Source organism: Vibrio agarilyticus, assembly GCF_012641465.1.
Lineage (GTDB): Bacteria > Pseudomonadota > Gammaproteobacteria > Enterobacterales > Vibrionaceae > Vibrio > Vibrio agarilyticus.
The window spans coordinates 1-662 of record NZ_JABAIK010000060.1 but is presented as its reverse complement, the minus strand read 5'-3'; the positions used below and the strand labels follow the sequence as shown (position 1 = coordinate 662).

Annotated in this window: 1 protein-coding gene; it reads right to left on the bottom strand. The window is 39.1% G+C overall.

The window, feature by feature from the left end:
• Window positions 1-4 precede the first annotated feature (4 nt).
• Entirely contained in the window at window positions 5-265 is a 261-nt protein-coding gene (locus HGP28_RS19315; RefSeq protein WP_246225790.1) for a hypothetical protein, read from the bottom strand.
• Between the last annotated feature and the right edge of the window lie 397 nt (window positions 266-662).

Here is a 662-nt window from a genome sequence, read left to right as displayed (position 1 = left end):
GATGTCACCGAGAGAGTACCGAGCTCTTAAAGTGGCGAGTTAAACTGTCCGTTTTAGTGGGGGCAACTACATTATCTTTTATCATTGCAACCACTTCAGAAATATCTTGTTCACGGTTCATCTCCAATGCTTGATTAACGTCATCAATAAACTGAAGCTCCTCTGATTTAGATAATTTTCGTAAAAATGCAATGCGGTTGAATGTAGATATAGCCATCAACTCGGAGGATGAACCACCTTTTTTCTGGTTCTTATTGTTGTTCATATTGACTTCCGGTTATGGCTATTCTCCCGCCAAACTGTTTTCCTTTTTAGGATCTGGTTTGGTAGTACCTTTCAACTTAATGATGTTGTTAGTTAAGGGTTCTTTTTCTTCTTTAGACTCAGCATCACTGTTTTGATACTTTGTTTGCTCTCTAATAACTCAGCGTAATACGCTAGCGTTGACATCATAAAATCTAAATGCGACGAGATTCATTGAGTTCGTTACCAAAACTTGCTCCTCTTTATGCGATTTCGTTGTCTCGAAGCGTGCACGCAATGATTTCATACAAGTCTGAACAAGTCGGTCTTGCAATAATTTGATTGGATTGTAATGACCCAGCCGAAATTGGACAACTTAAGCCGCTAATTCATACGCTTTAGCGGGCGTTTTCATATTC